Source organism: Paenibacillus sp. FSL P2-0322 (assembly GCF_037975315.1).
Classification (GTDB): Bacteria; Bacillota; Bacilli; order Paenibacillales; family Paenibacillaceae; genus Paenibacillus; species Paenibacillus polymyxa_B.
This window is the reverse complement of record NZ_CP150243.1, coordinates 5560691-5580270: the sequence shown is the minus strand read 5'-3', so window position 1 is coordinate 5580270 and position 19580 is coordinate 5560691. Positions and strand designations below refer to the sequence as shown.

Below are 19580 nucleotides of genomic sequence, written 5' to 3'. Positions count from 1 at the left end.
AACTGAAGAGGTGAATCGCTTGTTGGACCGATTGCAATCATTGGCGGACCGCTACGATAAACTGAGCGAACTGCTCTGCGATCCGGATGTAGCGAACGATAGCAAAAAACTTAGAGATTATTCCAAAGAACAGTCTGATTTACAGCCTGCTTATGAAGCATATACCGAATATAAAAATGTCGTTGAAGAGCTGGAAGCTGCAAAAACCATGCAGGGTGAAAAGCTGGACGACGAGATGCGTGAAATGGTCAAAATGGAGATTGATGAACTTAGTGTTCGCAAGCGGGAGCTGGATGAAAAAATCCGTATTTTGCTGCTGCCGAAGGACCCGAATGATGATAAAAACGTTATTATCGAGATTCGTGGTGCAGCGGGTGGTGACGAAGCGGCACTGTTCGCAGCTGACTTGTATCGGATGTATACTCGTTATGCCGATACCCAAGGCTGGCGTGTAGAGCTGATGGACGCGAACATGAATGATCTCGGGGGCTTTAAAGAGGTTATTTTCATGATTAACGGCCGTGGTGCATACAGCAAAATGAAATTCGAAAGCGGCGCACACCGCGTACAGCGGATTCCGACAACAGAATCAGGTGGACGTATTCATACGTCGACATCTACAGTATCCGTTATGCCTGAGGCAGAAGAAGTGGATATTGAAATTTCCGACAAGGATATTCGCGTGGATACGTTCTGCTCCAGCGGTGCAGGCGGGCAGTCCGTTAATACGACCAAGTCGGCGGTGCGTGTGACACATATGCCTACAGGTATTATGGCAACCTGTCAGGACGGCAAATCCCAGAACTCCAATAAGGAGAAGGCGCTGCAAGTTTTGCGTGCCCGTATTTCGGATATGTTGCGTCAGGAAGAGGAAGCCAAATATGCAGGCGAGCGTAAGAGCAAAGTAGGTACTGGAGACCGCAGTGAGCGTATCCGGACCTACAACTTCCCGCAAAGCCGTGTAACGGATCATCGTATTGGCCTAACTATGCATAAGCTGGACCAGGTGATGAACGGGGAGATCGAAGAAATCGTATCAGCGCTCACGATTGCAGAGCAGGCTGATTTGATGGAACAAGAGGTTTAAGTTTTGGGGAACGAACGCGATTGTGTGTATCGGATGTCGCCGGAACGGAACATGAGTGTCAGAGAAGCCTTAGTTGAGGCTTCTTCTTTTTTAGGAAGCTGTGGTGTTCTGGAGCCGCAGCACAATGCCCGCTTACTGCTGGAGCATGTGCTCGGGTTGGAAGGCACGGCGTTTTACGCTGCTCTGGGTGATTCGTTCCCTTCCTCCGTCAAGGAGGCGTGGGAACGGATTATAGCCCGCAAAGCTGCGGGTGAACCGGCGCAGTATATTATCGGACGGCAGGAATTTTATGGCCGCCCGTTCGCGGTTTCGCCGTCGGTGCTGATTCCGCGCCCCGAGACAGAACTGCTCGTCGAGGCGATACTCCAGCACGGCGACCGGCTGTGGCCAAGCGGCGCTCCGCAGGCGCTCGACATCGGCGCAGGCAGCGGTGCGATTGCCGTGACGCTGGCGGCTGAGCGACCGAGCTGGCGCGTGGCGGCAGGGGATATTTCGGCTGCCGCGTTAAAAGTAGCGACTCATAATGCTGCTGCGAACGGCGCAGCCGTAGAATTCCGCGAGGGCGATCTGCTGGCGCCGTTCGTGGGAACGGCGGTGGACATTCTCGTGTCCAACCCGCCGTACATCCCGGCTGCTGACATCGCTGGCTTACAGCCAGAGGTACGCGACCATGAGCCGCGGATGGCGTTGGATGGTGGTCCTGACGGGCTCGGCCCGTATCGGGCAATGCTGGAACAGCTCGGACTCCTTCAGGCTCCGCCGCGGCTAATCGGGTTTGAGCTGGGGATGGGACAGGCCAGAGACGTGGCTGGTCTGCTGGCACAGGCAGGTCATTGGAAGAACATTATAATCGTTCCTGACCTTGCAGGGATCGAGCGACATGTCCTAGGTGTCTCGGAGTAGTGCTGCATTTTCTTTTTGCGAGTCTTTCCTTTAGAATAAGAGGAGTATGACCGAGAAACGGCTCAGGGGGAAATCATGCTTCAGAAATTGAAAAAAATTGACGGTCCGGTTATCTTTATTCTGGTTTTGCTCATGGCGATTAGTATCATAACGGTATACAGCGCAGGTAGGGGCCCTACGAACTTGGCAGAGCACGGCAATGACTACCAGAAGATGATCGGGTATTATATATTGGGTTTTGTGGCGATTTTGGGTTTAGCGATGGTCGATTTTCGGATATTCATTAAAAAAGCCTTGTACGTATATGGAGGCGGAATATTCTTGTTGGGTCTCGGATTTTTTGGCGGGACGGTTAACAACTCTCAGGGCTTTTTGAAAATTGGTGGCTTGAATCTTCAGCCTGCTGAGGTATTCAAGCTGGTCCTTATCGTTTTTCTGACTTATATGCTGATCAAAAAGCGCAAGAGCAAGCTGTATTTTATTCAGGATGTTCTTCCAGTGGCTCTAGTGAGCTTTGTCCCGTTTGCCATGGTTATGGCACAAAATGACTTGGGTAATGCGCTCGGTTATATTGTCATCGTCATCGGTATGCTATGGATTGGTAATGTGAAGGCATCCCATGCGTTGATCGGATTCATAGTATTTGCAGTCGCTGTTGGCGGCGGGATCAAAGCTTATATTTCGTTTCACGATGAGATTGATTCCTTTATGAAGGGGATTGGCCGTAGTCACTGGGTTGAGCGTTTGGACCCTTGGTTGGTACCGGAAGAGGCAACCGCGAAGGCGTCTTATCATACCAAAAATGCCAAGCTGGCGATAGCCTCTGGCGGGATGATGGGCAAGGGCTTTTTGCAAGGAACCTCGGTACAGTCTGGGCGTGTTCCTTATACGTACGCGGATTCTATTTTTGTGGTCGTAGCGGAGGAATTTGGCTTTGTAGGCTCTTCAGTGCTGCTATTGTTATATTTTATTTTGATTCACCGCATGATCCTGATTTCGCTGGAATGCCGGGATCGCGCCGGACCGTATATTATTGTCGGGATTGTGTCCATGTTGCTGTACCAGATTTTTGAGAATATTGGTGCGTTTCTGGGCATTATGCCGCTTACGGGGATTACGCTCCCGTTCATAAGTTATGGTGGTACCTCGTTGCTTATTAACATGGCTAGTATCGGCTTGGTTATGAGTATTAAGGTGCACGGCCAAGAGCTGGAGGATGATCTGCCACAGCCTTCCAGACTAAGCTTGACGAAGGCGAAAAAGGCCTAGTACAGGTGGAATGTGGCTAGATAATGATTGGTATTTGTGTGAGTTGAAACGGTGCAACGAGAGAGTCCAGATTGTGAAATCTGGGCTTTTTCATATTCCTCGGTGAGGGTCAGAAGCTTGGTGTAGCATGATTTGAGGGTATTTTTGAAAAAAATCTGTAAAGTGGTCCTGAATCTTTTACAAGAATCATAGGTTTAGACTCTCCCAAACCGGACAGACTGATAGACATGATAGAGTTTGGGTTTGGGGGGACGAAAATGAGAAGTTGGGTAAAGCAAGCCGCAATGATACTATTTTGTATTTCGATATTAATGATGTCTTGGGAAGGTCAAAAGACGGATGCTGCTATGACCACTGGAACAAGAGGAACCTTAGCATCAGGAGTAGCTACAACAGGGCTGAATGTGATTCCACATGACTCCATTCGACTGCGTATTTTGGCCAACTCGGATCGTCCGGAGGATCAGCTGGTTAAACGCGAAATACGGGACGCTATTGTACAGCAGATGAATGCCTGGGTGGGTGAGCTGGAAAACCCGCAAAGCTTAGATCAAGCTAGATCATTGATTGGTGCTCATTTACCTGAAATTGACCGTTTGGTAGGTACGGAACTGGCTCGTCGCGGCATTGCGTATGATCATCAGGTGGAACTGGCGAGCGTACCTTTCCCAACGAAAATGTACGGTGGTCTTGTCTACCCGGCAGGGAATTATGAGGCACTTCGGGTTACGCTGGGGCAAGGAAAAGGTCAAAATTGGTGGTGCGTGCTGTTTCCTCCGCTATGTTTTATTGATGCAGGCAGTGGGGAAGCAACGGCACAAACGGTATCAGCAAAAACGAATCACGGAGATAGTCGGACGAATGCTACTGACAAGGAGCCGGAAGTACGTTTTTTTCTGTGGGATGCACTTACGGGACTGTGTAACTGGGTGAGTGGTTTGTTTGCCTAAACGTTGAGGAGTGTAAGTTTCCCCATATGCTATAATGGAGCTTACGATAGATATACACATGGCAGAGCCAAATGAACTGATCTTTCAAAGTAGCTTTATGGGGATCAAACGAAATCACTGGCCTGTATGACAATAAGATATGGGATGATCTGATATGAGCGATAAATCGAATCAAATGCAAGACTTGCGCGGAGAATTTGTGCAAAAGGAAAAACCTGAGCAAAAGCTAGATGAACAGGGAATTCGCGAGCTGAAGCAGGCATTGAAGTCTTCCCATACACAATGGTGGGATGTAAGATGTTTGGTTCCTTTGAGCAACACTGACGGGGATGTTTCTGACGAAATTTGGGATGAACAGACTCGGATCACGGCGGAAAAGGGCATACGCGAGGCCGCCTTACTCCTCCAAGCTGGAGAGACGGTAGCCTTTCCTACGGAGACCGTGTACGGCCTGGGGGCTGATGCGCGTAGTACAAAAGCGGTGGAGGCGGTATTTGCTGCCAAAGGACGCCCTTCCGATAATCCGCTCATTGTACATATTTCTGATGCTGATCAATTAGAGGGTATGGTAGCAGAAATAAACGATACAGCCCGAGCGCTGATAAATATGTTCTGGCCGGGACCGCTGACTCTCGTATTGCCGGTAGTGCCGCAGGCACTGTCATCACGTGTGACAGCCGGGCTGGACACGGTTGGTGTGCGCATGCCGGATCATCCGATAGCGCTTCGGTTGATCGCTGAAGCGGGTTGTCCACTGGCTGCCCCGAGCGCCAACCGGTCGGGAAGACCCAGTCCCACCCTTGCACAGCATGTGCGGGAGGATCTGGAGGGCCGCATCGGCGGCATTTTGGACGGAGGTCCCACGGGGGTGGGACTGGAGTCCACGGTAGTGCAGGCGGGTGACGACGGAACCGTCACCATCCTGCGCCCCGGCGGCGTGACGGCTGAGCAGCTCGCTGCGGTTGCTCGCGCTGTCGTGCTGGACCCGGCGTTGGCCGCTACGCCCGGGGAAGACGCGGACAGCCCAGCGCCGCGCTCGCCGGGCATGAAGTACACGCACTACGCGCCGCGAGGCCGCTTGAGCGTGGTACAAGGCCCGTCGTCCGTTGAGGTGACGGGCTGGATTCGCGCCGCGCTGGCGGAGGCTTCCGCGCGCGGGGAGCGCACGGCAGTGCTCGCGTTTGACGAGCATGCCGCCGGCTACGCCGGAGAGCGCGTCTACACGTTAGGCAAGCTGGACGCGCTCCATGAGGCAGCGCAGCGCCTGTACGGCGTGCTGCGCCGCTGCGACGAGGACTGCGTCACCTACATTTTGTCGGAATCCTGTCCGCCGAAAGGATTGGGAGACGCCGTCATGAACCGCCTGCTTAAAGCGGCAGGTCACCGAATCGTCCGCTTGTAGCTTCTGTCGAATCAGAGCCTCTTATATTAAATTTCTCCTCTCCTCGTCTTGGTATTGGGCACTTTCAGTGTATGCTTGTACTGATTTGCCCCTTGTCCGCATAACGTGTACAAGAACAGACGGATAATGGAGGGATGGAGTATGCTGGCAGCCTCTGCCCATGCCGGGCAGGTTGTAACGATTCTGATCATGGCGGTAGCGCTAGGAATGGATGCGTTATCGCTGGGCGTAGGGATCGGCATGAAGGGGATACGCCTGCGAGACGTGCTGCGCATCAGTACTGTTATTGGCTTTTTTCACATTCTGATGCCATTGCTGGGAATGTTCACAGGCCATTATATGAGTTCTTTATTAGGTCATGTGACGGCCTACTTCGCAGGGGGGCTACTCATCCTTTTGGGCGGGCATATGGTGTATAATTCCTTTAAAGGGGACGGCGTACAGGTGTTGGATCATCGTTCGCCTTTAGGCCTTTTGCTGTTTGCACTTGGGGTGAGCGTTGACTCATTTTCTGTAGGAGTGTCACTGGGTATGTTCCAGAGTGATCTGGTGCTGTCCGTTCTGGCGTTTGGTTTTTGCGGGGGAGCAATGGCGATGTTGGGCCTGTTGCTGGGTCGCAAGGTCAGCCGCAATCTAGGAGATTATGGAGAAGCAGTGGGCGGTGCCATTTTGCTGGCATTCGGCTTTATGTTTATGTTTTGATTTTAGCGTAGACAGTGTAAAATAAATGCAGGATTATAGTAAGGGATTAGAATTATAGTAATCCTCTGTTTATATATTTTTTTAACATACGGGGGGTGAAAACGTTGAAGAATATCTTATTCGTATGCACAGGGAACACCTGTCGCAGTCCAATGGCTGAAGGGATGCTGCGTAAGTTGGCTGCTGAGCATGGGCTAGAACTGGAAGTGCGTTCTGCGGGAGTAGCCGCGATGGAAGGCACGCCGATATCCCGACATGCAGAGGCGGTTCTACGTGATCATGATATATCCGATCAGATCACTTCAACCCCTTTGAGCGACGGGCTTGCCGGGTGGGCGCATCTGATCTTAACCTTGACGCAAGGACATAAACAGCACGTAATTCAGCGCTTTCCCCAAACGGCGGGCAAAGTATTTACGCTTAAGGAATATGTGGAGAACCGGGATGCGGTGTTGAATGATGTACAGGAGTTGGATAGTTTATATGCTTCACAGCAGTTGATGGCTTCACTCGGACAAGAGCTATCGGCGCAGGAGCGTGAACGAATGATTGAATTACACCAACGGATTCCGGGCTTTGATATTTCTGATCCGTTTGGCGGTTCGCGAGAAGATTACGATGTCACAGCTGCGGAAATCCGTACGGCACTGCATAAGCTGCTGGACAAGCTAAAGGCATCTTCCGAATAAAATTGGTATTACTCATCTGTTTTGTACGGAATCTGTTGATTTTCGGCGGTTAATCCGTTAAGATAAGGTGGAAAAATGAGAATCCGATGTAACTGGCGACAAAAGTGGGATTAACCACGATGGAGCATCGGATATACGGCCGGTCGCCTGGGCAAAAGAGCAATTCCACATAGGTGTGGACTGCTCTTTTTTTCATATACAAGTTATGCCAGATTTTTAGCTGAGAGTTGATTCCATTAAAGATTCTTCCATTTTTTCTGCTCGAAATCTGAAACATCGGCTATAATATAGTCAGATTGTGATCAGGAGAGAGTGTGTTGAACTTGGGGCATGAGACCGTGCCTAGTCTCTGAGAGGCTGTTCAACCAAAGGAGGTTCCAATGGTGGAACAATTAGATCATGAGATTCCGCTGGAAGCACAGACCACTTCTGTCGTGCGGGAAATCGCAGAAGCAGCCAGTCTCAAGGCTGGTCGCCTGCTGGTTATCGGCGTTAGCACAAGTGAAGTGGCTGGAAGTCGGATTGGTACGGCGGGAGCGCTCGATGTGGCTCAGCAACTGTTGTCTGGAGTAGAGTCTGTTCGCAGGGAGTATGGCTTTGATGTGGCGTTTCAATGCTGTGAGCATTTGAACCGAGCGCTGGTCGTTGAACGGGCTGTGCTGGAGCGATTGGGACTGATGGAGGTTGCAGCTGTTCCTGTTCGTACAGCAGGAGGCTCTATGGCTACCGTCGCCTATCGTTCTATGAGCGACGCGTGTTTGGCGGCGAACGTGCAGGCTCATGCCGGGATAGACATCGGCGAAACGCTGATTGGCATGCATCTGCGACCCATTGCTGTTCCGTTTCGCCCAAGCCTTCGCTGGATTGGCGAAGCACGTGTGACAGCAGCGTTCACCCGTCCTCCACTTATTGGCGGACAACGGGCGGTGTACAGTCTGGAGCAAGAAGTCGGCGGAAACTGCGATTAGCATTTGGCATGGCGGCATGTTTGTACTAATCTTTTTTGCATTGATGATGAGGTACCCAACAGAGGAGCAGGCGTTTGCTTGTATATCCGACAATTGACTATGGAGAGGGAGTAATCAATCATGATGGAACACCTGCGTAAAAGTGACCCGGCAGTGATGGAAGCAATGGGACTTGAACTGAAACGACAACGCCACAATATCGAGCTAATCGCATCCGAGAACATTGTCAGTGAAGCAGTAATGGAAGCTATGGGCTCCGTGCTGACGAATAAATATGCTGAAGGTTATCCGAACAAACGCTACTATGGTGGCTGTGAGCATGTAGATATCGTTGAAGACATCGCACGTGACCGCGCGAAAGAACTGTTCGGCGCCGAGCATGCTAACGTGCAGCCTCACTCTGGAGCACAAGCCAACATGGCGGTGTATCTGGCAGCTCTCAAACCTGGAGATACTGTACTGGGTATGAATCTGGCGCATGGTGGCCACTTAACACACGGAAGTCCGGTTAACGCTTCCGGCTTGTTGTATAACTTTGCTGCCTATGGTGTACGCGAAGACAACTTCCGCATCGACTACGATGAAGTGCGCAAGGCAGCCTTCAAGCACCGTCCTCGTCTGATTGTAGCTGGCGCGAGTGCATATCCGCGTACTATTGATTTTGAAGCTTTTGCTTCCATTGCCAATGATGTAGGTGCTTTGTTCATGGTGGATATGGCACATATCGCAGGTCTTGTGGCAGCGGGAATTCACCCAAGTCCAGTTCCGCATGCCCAATTTGTAACAACAACGACACACAAAACGCTGCGTGGTCCGCGTGGGGGTCTGATTCTGACTCGCAAAGCATGGGCGCAAGCGATTGATAAAGCTATTTTCCCTGGTACTCAAGGGGGGCCACTGATGCATGTGATCGCGTCCAAAGCGGTTGCTTTGGGTGAAGCGCTCCAGCCATCGTTCAAAACCTATGCGCAAAACGTAGTCCGCAACGCACAGGTGCTGGCTGAAACACTGCTGGCTGAGGGGATTAACATTGTATCCGGTGGTACGGATAACCATCTGATGCTGTTGGATACGCGCAATTTGAATATCACAGGTAAAGAAGCGGAGCATGTATTGGATTCCGTGGGCATCACGGTCAATAAAAATGCGATTCCTTTTGACCCGACCAGTCCATTCGTAACAAGCGGAATTCGTATTGGTACACCTGCTGCAACATCTCGTGGTATGGATGAAGAGGCTATGGTCAAAATCGGTAAAATCATTGCTGAAACCCTTAAAAACCCGAAAGATGATACTGTATTGTCCAAAGCAAGCCAAGCGGTTGGCGAGTTGACAGACAAGTTCCCGATCTATCCAGGAACTCAATACTAATTCATCGATATTCATAATCTTTATGTTAAAGGCTGTTTTCCTTCCATAAGCCGGAGGAGAACAGCCTTTTTTTGCTTCCGAACGACTCGAAACATACATTTTTGGGTAATAAGCGATTACAGTAAGGGTTTATGCGCGCTTTCCTTCATGATCTACGACAAAGGAGTGATTGCATTGAGTCAAAGAAAATCCGCGCAATTATTGCAGCAACTCGTATTTGTGGGACCGATGGCGTTGTTTTTCGTCTTGATTATGGTCATTCCGTTCCTGCTGGGGCTGTATTATTCCATGACGAACTGGGATGGAGTATCTGAAAATATCCGATGGCTCGGACTAGGGAATTACGTTCATATTTTTAGGGATGATCCAGATTTCCGTAATGCGTTCTGGTTTACGGTCCGGTTTACCGTATGTGGTGTCATTCTGACAAACCTGATTGGCTTTTTCCTAGCCTATGCACTTACCAAACCGCTGCGTACCCGTAATGCACTGCGAACTGTATTTTTTATGCCCAATATGATTGGCGGCTTGCTGCTCGGTTTTATCTGGCAATTTATTTTTGTACGAGGCTTTTCTGCGGTAGGAGAGGCGACAGGGCTTTCCTTTTTTAAACTGCCGTGGCTGGGTGATGGGCCAACTGCTTTTTGGGGGACTGTCATTGTGTTTGTATGGCAATATGCAGGTTATCTCATGGTTATTTACATATCCTCGTTAAATAATGTCCCGCATGCCCTTATTGAATCGGCCCAAATCGACGGTGCGAGCCGAAGACAGATTTTGCGTCATATTGTAGTGCCACTTATTATGCCAGCGGTGACCGTCTGCTTGTTCCTGGCGATATCCTGGTCCTTTAAAGTATTTGAGTTGAATTTGGCTCTCACGAAGGGGGGACCTTTCAAGTCGACAGAGTCTGTAGCGTTGGACATATATAATGAAGCGTTTACAAATAATCGACTTGGATTAGGGACTGCCAAAGCTATGATTTTCTTTGTGGTCGTTGCGATCATTACCAGCATTCAGGTGCGTCTCACGAAGAAAAAGGAGGTCGAAATGTAATGGGAAAAACGTCAAACTATCGTTTGGGCACATGGGCTGCAGAATTATTGCTTATTGTGATCGGGTTAATCTTTCTGGTTCCGTTCTATTTTTTGCTCGTAAACTCCGTTAAATCCTTTGGCGACATTTTGGCCCATTCCGCTTCGTGGCCGACAACCTTCCGTTTTGAAAACTATGCTAACGCCTGGAATAAAATAAACTTTCCCACAGCACTGGGGAATTCACTGATTGTCACGATCGTCAGTAATGCGCTTTTGCTGCTAATCAGCTCAATGGCCGCTTACCAGATGGTTCGGCATGACACTCTTTTTAATCGTTGCCTATTCGGTTTGCTTGTGGCTGCGATGGTAGTCCCTTTTCAATCAATTATGTTGCCGCTTATGGAAGTGTCCAACGTATTGAGCTTGAACAACAGTATACCGGGACTGATCTTATGTTATCTGGGTTTTGGAGCGCCTTTGTCCGTTTTTCTTTTTCATGGCTTTATTAAAACGGTACCTATTGAGATCGAGCAGGCGGCAAGGGTGGACGGTTCATCCCGGTACGGGGTGTTCTTTCGCGTTGTTTGTCCACTGCTGCTGCCTATGTTCGTAACCGTACTTATTTTGAACACCTTATGGATCTGGAATGACTATCTGTTGCCTTCACTCATTTTGAATGATCCTGAGTTGCGCACCATTCCGATTGCAACCTATATGTTGTTTGGTCAGTACACCAAGCAATGGGATTTGGCGCTGCCAGCACTGGTATTGGGGATCGCGCCAGTTGTTGTGTTTTTTCTGGTGATGCAAAAATACATCGTTTCTGGCATTGCAGCCGGTGCGGTCAAAGGCTGATGGGAGGGATAACCGATGAAAAAAACAGCGTTACTTGTCATCTCCTTGATGGTGCTGCTCGCGTGTACACTTGCAGGTTGTGGAAATACGAAGGCTCAACAGAGTGAGACGAAAACGATACACATTTATCAATTCAAAGTAGAGATATCGGAACCGTTAAACAAGCTGAAGGCAGAATATGAAAAAACGCACCCTGGCATCAAGCTGGATATCCAATCTGTCGGTGGTGGTACGGACTACGGTGCTTCGTTGAAGGCTAAATTCGCATCAGGCGATCAGCCGGACATTTTTACAAATGAGGGCTACCAGGACCGCGATACGTGGCTGGAGTACTTGGAGGATTTGTCGGATCAGCCATGGGTGAAAGATCTGGACGATTTTGCTCGTAAGCCGATGACGGTTAACGGTAAGATTTATGGACAGCCTATGAACCTAGAAGGATTTGGTTTTGTTTATAACAAGGATTTGTTCAAAAAAGCGGGCATAACCAAACTGCCTCAGACGATAGATGAACTCGAGGAAGCAGCTAAGCGACTGAAAGCGGCAGGGATTATACCTTTTGCTAACGGGTATGCGGAATGGTGGGTTCTGGGGAACCATTTTATCAATATCCCGTTTGCCAGACAGCCGAACCCGGAAAGTTATGTTGCGGATTTAAACAAAGGAACGGCTCGCATCCCCGGTAACCCCGTGTTCGATCAGTGGGTGAAGTTGCTTGACCTAACTATAAAATATGGAAACCGCAATCCGCTCACTACGGATTACAATACACAAGTGACACTGTTTTCGACAGGTAAGGCTGCTATGATGCACCAGGGGAACTGGACGCAACCGCAAATGGATGGAATTAATCCTAACTTGAATTTGGGTATTCTGCCTGCTCCTATAGACAATGATCCCTCCACAGGAGGTAGACTGGCTGTCGGAGTGGCTTCGAACTGGGTGGTCAACAAAAATTCGCCTGTGAAGCAGGAGGCAAAAGAATTCCTCAATTGGTTGGTCACATCAGAAACAGGCAAGCACTATATCACCAAGGAGTTTAAGTTTGTTCCCGCCTTCAAAAGTATCACGTCCAGTGACGAGATGACAGGTGATCTAGGTGCAGAAATATCTCGGCATGTGAGGGAAGGCAAGATATGGAGCTGGAACTTCCAACGCTTCCCGAAGGGGCTGAATCAGGATTTAAGCAGTAGTATGCAAGCCTATATTGCAGGGGTTATCACGAAGGATGAAATGCTTCAGCAATTTCAGGGAGCATGGGACAATTTGAAGTATAGATAAAAGAATAGCGCTGCATGAGGATGCAAAGGGGATAGGTCGGGCAGGAAGCTTAAAGTCCACAGGCTTTGACGGTCAAGTGCCGTCAGGGCCTTTTTGATATGTTTTTATGTGACGAAAGTCACACGTGAAGTGGTCTTAATAAGTATTTTACATGTCATATCTTTCCCTTGACAAAAGGTTGCGGTGGCAGGTGTTAAATCAATCAAGGGAATGTTATAATAAACAGGATTTACAGGCACGCATTGCATCTGTGCTTATTTGGTTTGTACAAATAGGTTACATAGATCCTTTCGACTCAGGATAGTTCGATATGCTGGCGCGAAAGAACGTGACGATAATACCGGAGGGAATATATTATGGCGAAACTGGTGGTTTGCGATCACCCTTTGATCCAACACAAACTTACATTTATCCGCGATGTGCGGACAAACACCAAGGATTTCCGCGAGCTGGTGGATGAAGTAGCAACATTGATGGCTTATGAAATTACACGGGATATCCCGCTGGAAAGCATTACGGTGCAGACACCGGTTGCTGAGACAGAAGGTAAAGTGATTTCAGGACGTATGCTGGGTCTTATTCCGATTCTGCGTGCAGGCTTGGGTATGCTGGATGGCGTAGTAAAGCTGCTGCCTGCAGCAAAGGTAGGCCATGTGGGACTGTTCCGCGATCCTGAGACGCTGCAACCCGTAGAATACTATACGAAGCTGCCTACAGATGTAACTGAGCGTGAATTGATCGTGATTGATCCGATGCTTGCAACGGGTGGCTCGGCAATTGCGGCGATTGATGTGTTGAAAAAGAGAGGTTGCACTCAAATTAAAATGATGAATCTGATTGCTGCTCCTGAAGGAGTCAAAGCTGTGCAGGATGCGCATCCTGATGTAGACATCTACGTCGCTGCATTGGACGAGCGTCTGGATGATCATGGATACATCATTCCAGGTCTTGGTGACGCGGGAGACCGCTTGTACGGAACCAAGTAGACTGCCTTTGGCGGTTCGGCAAAATCTATGGACGTTATGACAGGTCGTTTTTCTGAATAAGGAAGATCTGTGAAGCGGACATTTATTATGAAAAGGGGTTCAACAGAAAATGTCCAAAATCAAAGTGATGACAATTTTTGGTGTGCGTCCGGAAGCGATTAAGATGGCTCCTCTTATTTTGGAGCTTCAGCGTCACCCGGAGCATATCGAGTCCGTGGTATGCGTTACGGCTCAACATCGCCAGATGCTTGATCAGGTTCTGGAAGTTTTCAATATTCACCCTGACTATGATCTGGACGTAATGAAGGATCGCCAGACACTTAATGAAATCTCCATGCGGGTACTTCAAGGTCTGGAACCTGTATTGCGTGAGGCCAAGCCCGATATCGTGTTGGTTCACGGCGATACGCTGACCACTTTCCTCGCCAGCTATGCAGCCTTTATGCAGCAGATTGAAGTAGGGCATGTGGAAGCAGGCTTGCGGACGTGGAACAAGCTTTCTCCATATCCTGAAGAAATGAACCGTCAGCTCACAGGCGTGCTGTCTGATCTGCATTTCTCGCCTACTTCTTTATCTGCTGGAAATTTGCGGAAGGAAAATAAGCCTGAATCGCGAATATATGTTACAGGCAATACAGTAACTGACGTATTTCAGTATACGGTTCGCCAGGATTACGAGCACCCCGTACTGGACTGGGCTCAGGGCAAACGCCTGATTCTTATGACAGCACATCGCCGGGAATCCCAAGGGGAACCGCATCGTCAGATTTTTAATGCGGTTAAGCGAATTGCGGATGAGTTTGAGGATATCGCTATTGTTTACCCGGTTCATCCGAGTCCGGCTGTGAAGGAACCTGCATTTGAGATTTTAGGCAACCATCCGCGTATTAAGCTGATTGATCCGCTGGATGTTGTGGATCTGCACAATTTTTACCCACATACACATCTGATCCTTACGGATTCCGGTGGGCTTCAGGAAGAAGCGCCTTCGTTCGGAGTACCTGTTCTGGTGCTGCGTGATACGACTGAAAGACCGGAAGGAATTGAAGCGGGCACCTTGGAACTGGTGGGTACGAGTGAAGAGAACGTGTACAATCGGACCAAGGCACTTTTGACAGATTCCGCGTTGTACGAATCTATGAGCCAAGCAGCGAATCCTTACGGCGATGGACAAGCATCAGTAAGAATTGTCAATGCGATTTTGCACCATTATGGTGTTCAATCCGAACGCCCTGAAGAATTTCACACAATGTTCACAAAAGGTGTTCGTCCGATATAATTATTCTTTACAAGGCAAGCATACAGTTAAACTGTACGGTTACCAAGGGATACAGCAATTTAAGATGCTTTGTCGTTTGATTTTATACTTTAGGGCACTAAAATATCTCAATTGACAAAGTATCTTATATTTAAGTAAAATGGACTGGAATTGCAGGGGTGACATGGAAAAGTGGTCAAACCTTCCAAGCAAAACAACAACCGAAATAACACCGGAAATGCCTTTAAGGCTATAGGACTGGTGAGCGCGATCGGCATTGATTTGGCGATATGCACACTGGGTGGTTTCTATGCAGGAAAATGGCTTGATGCCAAACTTGGTGGCTCCGGAATTTGGATTGGCGTAAGCGTTCTCGCAGGCTTGGTTGTAGGCGCATTAAGTATTGCCCTTGTGATCGGAAAGGTACTGAGGGATAACCATGAATGAGATGACCCGTATGCAAAAAATGTTATGGATCGTAGCGCTTGGTATTATGGCTCTGTGTTTCCTGGTCTCCGCCTTCATGCCCCAACATCGTGACATTGCTCACGGAATCATTCTGGGAACGGGAGTAAGCTGTCTAAATGTGCTGTATATGGCCTACAAAATTCGACAGGTTGCGAGTGCGGCCGCCGGTGAAAGAAAGAAGAGAGTGTTTGGTATTGGCTTTGGCGTTCGATTAGGGACCTCAATTTTGGCAGTGGTGCTGGCGATAGAATTTCCGGCCTATTTCCATGAGATCGCTGTAATGGCAAGCCTGGTGACTGGACAATTTCTTCTGTTAATTATAGGCATCATATTCGCGCTTCAGGAAAAATGATGGCTCAACTGAGAAAGGGGTGAGAAAACATGTTGCATGAATCACCGATTATCCAATTGGGCGGGTTTAACATTGACTTGTCCGTCATTATTATGCTTATTGTGACTTGTGCGATTGTATTTGGACTGGCATTTGCTGCAACGCGCAATTTGTCTGTGGACAATCCAAGCAAGTTGCAAAATTTTATGGAATGGGTCGTAGAATTCGTTCAAGGACTGATTACCAGCACGATGGATTTGAAAAAAGGGAAGCCATTCCTCTCCTTGGGGATGACGCTGATCATGTTCATTTTCGTGGGGAATATGCTGGGCTTACCGTTCGGGATTGTGACCGAATTCGATAATGCGCAAAGTGCCCAAGTATTTGGACATGAAATCATTCCAGTCAAAGAAGCATTAGAACAAGCACAGGCGTCTCACCCAGGCGAAGCTGCCCATGTAGGCATCAGCTGGTGGAAATCACCTACTGCAGATGCAGGGGTATCCATTGGACTCGCTTTAATGATCTTTGTCCTGGTTCATTTCCTGGGAATCTTCCGCAATACCAAAGCTTACTTCAAGCATTACGTTCAGCCATTTCCATTCTTTTTGCCAATTAACTTGATTGAGCAGTTCTCAAAACTATTGACACATGGTATGCGTCTATTCGGTAATATTTTTGCCGGCGAAGTTTTGATCAGTGTTCTGCTGAAATTGACAGCACTTGGTGTAGGAGGCTGGATTGCTTCCGTATTGGGACTCGTTGTTTGGCAAGGATTTAGTATCTTTGTCGGCAGTATTCAAGCGTTCGTCTTCACGATTCTGACGTTTGTATACATTTCGCAGTCCATTGACACGCATGAAGAAGAGCATTAGACAAGCTCGTTTTCCGGTTTTTAGTTAAGTTCAGGAGTACGCTTCGCTCTTAACTGCAAATACATGTACAATATAAATACACATCACTAAGGAGGATTTTTAAAATGGGAGTTTGGGCATATATCGCAGCTGCAATCGCAGTAGGTTTGGGCGCTTTGGGCGCAGGTATTGGTAACGGTCTGATCGTAAGTAAAACAGTTGAAGGTATCGCTCGTCAGCCTGAAGCAAAAGCAACGTTGCAAACGGTAATGTTTATCGGTGTAGGTCTGGTCGAAGCCCTGCCAATCATCGGGGTCGTTCTGGCATTCATTTTCTACGCAGGTGCTTAATTGAATGGAAGCAAGGTTTGGCGGGGAAGGCACAGCCATCCGCGCCTTCTTTGTTCGTTTGAACATGAAAGATCCAGAACCGACGTTCACCGGAAAGGAGTGACTTCAATTGAGTTTAAATTGGACAAGTATCGTTTTCACAATCATTGCATTTTTGATCTTGTACTGGTTACTGACGCGTTATGCATTCGGCCCTCTCTTTTCCGTTATGGAGAAGCGGCGTCAGCTTGTATTACAGCAAATGAATGAAGCGGCACAGACGCGTGAACAGGCTGCTGCTTATGTTGAGGAGCAAAAGCAGGCTCTCCAGCAGGCACGTAAGGAAGCGTACGACATTATCGAGCAGTCAAAACAAACAGGTAACAAACAAGCGGAGCAAATTATTGTTCAGGCTAAAGACGAAGCTGTCCGCCTGAAAGACGAAGCTGTTCGTGAAATCACAAGCGAGCGTAATAAGGCGGTTGCCGAACTGCGCAGCGAAGTGGGTAAAGCTTCGGTACAAATTGCTTCCAAACTGATTCAAAAGGAAATCAAGGAAGACCAAGTCCAGGGAGAGCTTGTCGACCAATACCTTAAAGAGGTAGGAGGCAAAGCATGAGCCGGGATACGGTAGTAGCCAAACGGTATGCGAAAGCTTTGTTTGAAGTGGCAGAGCAGGAACAGACCATTATGGAAACCGAGCAGGAGCTACGTGCTTTTGTAGAGGCTGTATCGGGGGATGCTGAAATCCGTAAATTCATTAATTCTCCTAACATTACGGAAGCGGTCAAGCTTCAAGTTCTGGCTAACAGTTTTGAAGGCAAGCTTTCTGCCTCGCTAATTAACACGATCAAGCTGTTGATTCAGCGTAGTAGAGCAGATTTGTTCGAATCTCTCCTTGCCGGATACCTCGATATTCAGGAATACAAGCTGGGAATTGCTCATGCAAAGGTGTATTCGACTTATGCTTTAAGTGATCAGGAAAAAACAGCGGTAGCCGAGGAATTCGGAGCCCGTGAACATAAAACAATCCGTGTGGAAAATATAGTGGACCCGAGTCTACTGGGCGGATTGAAAGTGGTTATCGGCGATACACTGTACGACGGCAGTCTGGCCGGCAAGCTGGATCGTCTCGAGAAATCCTTTAACAGACGAGTATAGAAGATAGGGGTGAACACACTTGAGTATCAAACCTGAGGAAATCAGTTCATTGATTAAAAGTCAGATTGAACAATATAAAAATGATATCGAGGTCGTTGAAGTCGGCACTGTTGTTGAAGTCGGCGACGGTATTGCCCGCGTCTACGGACTGGAAAAAGTTATGGCCGGTGAATTGGTTGAATTCGACACTGGCGTATTGGGCTTGGCGCTCAACGTGGAAGAAAGCAATGTCGGTGTTGTTATTTTGGGTCAATTCTCCGACATTCGTGAAGGCGGTCAAGTAAAACGTACAGGTCAAATCATGCAGGTCCCTGTAGGGGAAGCATTGATCGGACGTGTAGTTAACCCACTGGGACAACCAGTAGACGGTAAAGGACCGATTGCTACAACAGAATTCCGTCCGGTTGAAAGTCAGGCTCCAGGCGTTATGGCCCGTAAATCGGTACATGAGCCTATGCAGACGGGGATTAAAGCTATTGATGCGATGGTTCCGATTGGTCGTGGTCAACGTGAGTTGATCATCGGTGACCGTCAAACAGGTAAAACTTCTATCGCAATTGATGCAATTTTGAACCAAAAAGGTAACGGCATGAAATGTATTTATGTCGCTATTGGTCAAAAACAATCCACGGTAGCTCAAGTTGTTGAAACATTGCGTCGTCACGGTGCGCTGGAATACACGATTGTCGTTACGGCATCTGCTTCCGAACCTTCACCATTGCTGTACATTGCTCCTTACTCTGGCTGCGCCATGGGTGAGTATTTCATGTACAAAGGCGAGCATGTTCTTGTAGTTTATGATGACTTGACTAAACAAGCATCAGCTTACCGGGAACTGTCCCTGTTGCTGCGTCGTCCACCGGGTCGTGAAGCATATCCGGGTGACGTTTTCTATCTTCACTCTCGCTTGCTGGAACGTGCAGCGAAGCTAAATGATGAGTTGGGCGGCGGATCACTTACCGCATTGCCGTTCATCGAGACACAGGCTTCCGACGTTTCTGCATATATTCCAACCAACGTTATTTCCATCACGGATGGACAGATCTTCTTGGAAGCTGACTTGTTCTATGCTGGGCAACGTCCGGCGATCAACGTAGGTATTTCTGTATCTCGTGTAGGTGGTTCAGCTCAGATTAAAGCGATGAAAAAGGTAGCAGGTTCCCTGCGTCTGGATCTTGCTCAATATCGAGAGCTTCAAGCGTTCTCCCAATTCGGGTCCGACTTGGATAAATCCACAAAAGCCCGTCTGGATCGCGGCGCACGCATGATGGAAATTTTGAAACAAGGTGTTAACCAACCGCTTGCTGTAGAGCAACAAGTAGTGAGCTTGTATACTGCTGTAAAAGGCTTCCTTGATGATATCCCTGTAGCGGATGTAAAACGTTTTGAAAAAGACTTCCTGTCTTTCATGGTGTCTGACCATCAAGACGTGCTTCAATCTATCCGCGACACGAAAGACCTGGTTGCTGATAACGAAGCGGCTTTGAAGGCGGCTATCGAGAAATTCAAAAAATCATTCGCCACGTCGGTTTAATACATTGGAATTTGCCTGTTTATGATGAAAGATGTACTAAGGAAGCGTGCCCTCCGGGTTTTGGCTTCCTTGGCATGTTTTACCCTCAATAACAGGCCCTTTAACATATGTCCGGCTGGATTTGAATCTTACGAAGTGCTTGGAC

Annotated in this window: 21 protein-coding genes and 1 riboswitch; all 21 genes read left to right on the top strand. The window is 48.4% G+C overall.

The window, feature by feature from the left end:
• The first annotated feature begins 19 nt into the window (after positions 1–19).
• The 21 genes from prfA (at position 20) to atpA (ending at position 19435) form a co-directional block, all read left to right on the top strand.
• Entirely contained in the window at positions 20–1087 is a 1068-nt protein-coding gene (gene prfA, locus MKY24_RS24650) for a peptide chain release factor 1 (RefSeq protein ID WP_023990723.1), read from the top strand.
• Positions 1088–1090: 3 nt separating this feature from the next.
• Positions 1091–1990 (top strand): peptide chain release factor N(5)-glutamine methyltransferase, encoded by a 900-nt coding sequence (gene prmC, locus MKY24_RS24645; protein ID WP_023990722.1) that lies wholly within the window; start codon positions 1091–1093, stop codon positions 1988–1990.
• Between the two features lie 75 nt (positions 1991–2065).
• Positions 2066–3259 carry an FtsW/RodA/SpoVE family cell cycle protein gene (locus MKY24_RS24640; protein ID WP_028542184.1) on the top strand — a complete coding sequence of 398 codons (1194 nt, stop codon included), beginning with the start codon at positions 2066–2068 and terminating at the stop codon, positions 3257–3259.
• Positions 3260–3516: 257 nt separating this feature from the next.
• Positions 3517–4209, top strand: coding sequence for a stage II sporulation protein R (gene spoIIR / locus MKY24_RS24635; RefSeq protein WP_339201061.1), 693 nt, complete (start codon positions 3517–3519; stop codon positions 4207–4209).
• Between the two features lie 154 nt (positions 4210–4363).
• Positions 4364–5611 carry an L-threonylcarbamoyladenylate synthase gene (locus MKY24_RS24630; RefSeq protein WP_339201060.1) on the top strand — a complete coding sequence of 416 codons (1248 nt, stop codon included), beginning with the start codon at positions 4364–4366 and terminating at the stop codon, positions 5609–5611.
• Positions 5612–5752: 141 nt separating this feature from the next.
• Positions 5753–6313 carry a manganese efflux pump MntP family protein gene (locus MKY24_RS24625; RefSeq protein WP_023990719.1) on the top strand — a complete coding sequence of 187 codons (561 nt, stop codon included), beginning with the start codon at positions 5753–5755 and terminating at the stop codon, positions 6311–6313.
• 104 nt (positions 6314–6417) lie between these two features.
• Complete coding sequence (locus MKY24_RS24620) at positions 6418–7002, top strand: low molecular weight protein arginine phosphatase (RefSeq protein WP_028542181.1); 585 nt, start codon at positions 6418–6420, stop codon at positions 7000–7002.
• Between the two features lie 78 nt (positions 7003–7080).
• Positions 7081–7162, top strand: a riboswitch (ZMP/ZTP riboswitch).
• A gap of 220 nt (positions 7163–7382) precedes the next feature.
• Positions 7383–7970, top strand: coding sequence for a TIGR01440 family protein (locus tag MKY24_RS24615; protein WP_023990717.1), 588 nt, complete (start codon positions 7383–7385; stop codon positions 7968–7970).
• 120 nt (positions 7971–8090) lie between these two features.
• A complete protein-coding gene (gene glyA, locus MKY24_RS24610; protein ID WP_013312336.1) occupies positions 8091–9341 on the top strand; it encodes a serine hydroxymethyltransferase in 1251 nt (416 codons plus the stop codon).
• Positions 9342–9515: 174 nt separating this feature from the next.
• Positions 9516–10397: a sugar ABC transporter permease gene (locus MKY24_RS24605; protein WP_068938929.1), complete on the top strand. Its 882-nt coding sequence runs from the start codon at positions 9516–9518 to the stop codon at positions 10395–10397.
• A complete protein-coding gene (locus MKY24_RS24600) occupies positions 10397–11233 on the top strand; it encodes a carbohydrate ABC transporter permease (RefSeq protein ID WP_339201059.1) in 837 nt (278 codons plus the stop codon). Before MKY24_RS24605 ends, MKY24_RS24600 begins: the two co-directional genes overlap by 1 nt.
• Before the next feature lie 15 nt (positions 11234–11248).
• Entirely contained in the window at positions 11249–12514 is a 1266-nt protein-coding gene (locus MKY24_RS24595) for an ABC transporter substrate-binding protein (protein ID WP_053326266.1), read from the top strand.
• A 356-nt stretch (positions 12515–12870) separates the two neighbouring features.
• Positions 12871–13500 carry a uracil phosphoribosyltransferase gene (gene upp, locus MKY24_RS24590; RefSeq protein WP_013312332.1) on the top strand — a complete coding sequence of 210 codons (630 nt, stop codon included), beginning with the start codon at positions 12871–12873 and terminating at the stop codon, positions 13498–13500.
• Between the two features lie 109 nt (positions 13501–13609).
• Positions 13610–14779 (top strand): UDP-N-acetylglucosamine 2-epimerase (non-hydrolyzing), encoded by a 1170-nt coding sequence (wecB, locus tag MKY24_RS24585; RefSeq protein WP_023990712.1) that lies wholly within the window; start codon positions 13610–13612, stop codon positions 14777–14779.
• A gap of 171 nt (positions 14780–14950) precedes the next feature.
• A complete protein-coding gene (locus MKY24_RS24580; protein WP_023990711.1) occupies positions 14951–15205 on the top strand; it encodes an AtpZ/AtpI family protein in 255 nt (84 codons plus the stop codon).
• Positions 15198–15578 (top strand): ATP synthase subunit I, encoded by a 381-nt coding sequence (locus MKY24_RS24575; RefSeq protein WP_013312329.1) that lies wholly within the window; start codon positions 15198–15200, stop codon positions 15576–15578. The genes MKY24_RS24580 and MKY24_RS24575 overlap by 8 nt, the downstream gene beginning before the upstream one ends.
• A 29-nt stretch (positions 15579–15607) precedes the next feature.
• A complete protein-coding gene (gene atpB, locus MKY24_RS24570; protein WP_028542178.1) occupies positions 15608–16432 on the top strand; it encodes a F0F1 ATP synthase subunit A in 825 nt (274 codons plus the stop codon).
• 104 nt (positions 16433–16536) lie between these two features.
• Complete coding sequence (gene atpE, locus MKY24_RS24565) at positions 16537–16761, top strand: F0F1 ATP synthase subunit C (protein WP_007432750.1); 225 nt, start codon at positions 16537–16539, stop codon at positions 16759–16761.
• A 109-nt stretch (positions 16762–16870) separates the two neighbouring features.
• Entirely contained in the window at positions 16871–17359 is a 489-nt protein-coding gene (gene atpF, locus MKY24_RS24560) for a F0F1 ATP synthase subunit B (RefSeq protein WP_023990709.1), read from the top strand.
• The gene (locus MKY24_RS24555; RefSeq protein WP_013312326.1) at positions 17356–17901 is read left to right on the top strand and encodes a F0F1 ATP synthase subunit delta; all 546 of its coding nucleotides are present in this window, start codon (positions 17356–17358) and stop codon (positions 17899–17901) included. Before atpF ends, MKY24_RS24555 begins: the two co-directional genes overlap by 4 nt.
• A gap of 19 nt (positions 17902–17920) precedes the next feature.
• Positions 17921–19435 (top strand): F0F1 ATP synthase subunit alpha, encoded by a 1515-nt coding sequence (gene atpA / locus MKY24_RS24550; RefSeq protein WP_013312325.1) that lies wholly within the window; start codon positions 17921–17923, stop codon positions 19433–19435.
• Positions 19436–19580: the final 145 nt, after the last annotated feature.